This is a genomic window from Paraburkholderia sp. UYCP14C (assembly GCF_004197395.1).
GTDB lineage: Bacteria > Pseudomonadota > Gammaproteobacteria > Burkholderiales > Burkholderiaceae > Paraburkholderia.
The window spans coordinates 1-1,626 of sequence record NZ_SELS01000231.1 but is presented as its reverse complement, the minus strand read 5'-3'; the positions used below and the strand labels follow the sequence as shown (position 1 = coordinate 1,626).

General features: G+C 60.9%; 3 protein-coding genes. 2 read left to right on the top strand and 1 reads right to left on the bottom strand.

All coding sequences use genetic code 11. From position 1 onward, the window contains the following. Positions 1–371: 371 nt before the first annotated feature. Positions 372–875 carry a hypothetical protein gene (locus EVC45_RS44490; protein WP_129964349.1) on the top strand — a complete coding sequence of 168 codons (504 nt, stop codon included), beginning with the start codon at positions 372–374 and terminating at the stop codon, positions 873–875. Further along, positions 847–1,035 (top strand): hypothetical protein, encoded by a 189-nt coding sequence (locus EVC45_RS44485; protein WP_129964348.1) that lies wholly within the window; start codon positions 847–849, stop codon positions 1,033–1,035. Before EVC45_RS44490 ends, EVC45_RS44485 begins: the two co-directional genes overlap by 29 nt. Positions 1,036–1,202: 167 nt before the next feature. Here EVC45_RS44485 and EVC45_RS44480 read toward each other — a convergent pair whose 3' ends face one another. After that, positions 1,203–1,538, bottom strand: coding sequence for a transposase (locus EVC45_RS44480; RefSeq protein WP_129964340.1), 336 nt, complete (start codon positions 1,536–1,538; stop codon positions 1,203–1,205). Between the last annotated feature and the right edge of the window lie 88 nt (positions 1,539–1,626).

Sequence of the window (1,626 nt, the reverse complement as noted above, 5' to 3'; positions counted from 1 at the left end):
TTCCGAAGGGGCCGAATTTGTCTGCGAGCCCCACCGGGAATGGCTTTCGGAGCTGGCGAGGGGGGAGCGGTTAAAGTTGGCTTTGTCCGGATGGGGGTATTGCAAAGATGCTACGGGATTGCGGTAGGGATGCCCATTACTGTCATTGGCGACCTGAAAGTCGTTAAAAACTAACGGTGTGAAAGTGTCTTTTCTTCCTGGTTTTTCTTCGGGGTCATCTCTCTAAAGGCCTGGCTTTTCTTCCGGTCTGAGTTTTTCTTCCGTCCCGTTTTCTCTTCCCGTCTTCTTGCGGTACGCCTCGCCTGACGCGTGCTTCGCGCGCGCCGAGTGGGGCGCGCGGCGCATGATCGGCCCGCAGGGAGGGCCGGTCCATGAAGCACCAACAAAAAAGGCGTAAGTGCCTGAATTGCGGGACATGGTTCGTGCCCGATGCGCGCAATGTGCGGCACCAGCGATATTGCTCCGAAGCCGCGTGCCGTCAGGCGAGCAAGGCCGCCAGTCAACGCCAGTGGCTGGCCAAACCCGAGAACCGCGACTATTTCCGCGGCGCCGAGCAGGTTGCGCGCGTGCAGCGCTGGCGTGCCGAACACCCGGGATACGGGCGTCGTGCCGGCACCGCGACGGCCGCTGCGTTACAAGATGACTGCCCCGCGCAAGTCATTGAAATACAAGAAGAATCGGAGGCTCTGGTGGGGGATGCGTTACAAGATTTCTTGTCGGCGCAACCAGCCGTCCTGATTGGGCTGATCGCGCATTTGACCGACAGCGCGTTACAAGAAGACATTCTCCGCAGCACCCGGCGGTTGCTACAACTGGGACAGGACATCTTGAACGGGAGGGATGACCATGCCGATCAAGCGCGTCATCTGCCCTGAGCGGATCCGGCAGATTCCGGCGCACTTCAGCTGGGTCGATCACCGGCTGGTGCGCGAGCGGTACATCGAGCGCTGTGACGCCTGTGCGGCGGCGCTGTACCTGTTTCTGGTCACCGTCGCCGATGTGCAGGCAACTGATTGCGGGTTTCAAGCAGACTGAAGTTGCATTTGATCAGTAATGCATATGTTTCATGAAATGCATGAGTTGGCAAGACAGGCAACGCGAAGTGGAAGTGTGATTTGCGAAGTGATCGACATGGTAACGACGCGCGCGGCCATGGCGCAATGCGCCGGCGAAGTAGCGACAGGCCGCCCTGAGGGCCGCGATCAGCTGCGGCAGTAGTGCCTCAGGTTGATCATCGTGTAGGCGAGCGTCTTGAGCGCGTAGTGCACGGCACTGATGCGTTCGAAGCGCAGCAGCAGGCGGCGGAAGGTGTCCTCCCAGGCGAACACGCGCTCGATGGTGCTGAAACGCTCCGCGAAGATGGCCGCGTCGAAATGCCGTCTGCGACCGCGCTTCGGTGCCTTGCGCCCACGCGGGTTCTCGGGAATGTTGGGCCTCATGCCGCGGTTGAAGATCGCACGGCGGTTTTCGCGGCAGTCGTAGACGCCATCCAGACTGACGGTTGAGCCCTGCAGGTTCGCACCAATGGCGCGCGCCATGGCGGTGACATGGCGGTGAGTTTGGGCAGCGCGTCACGCAGCAGGGGTGATTCGTTGCGATTGCCCGGCGCCGTCACGAATGGCGCGA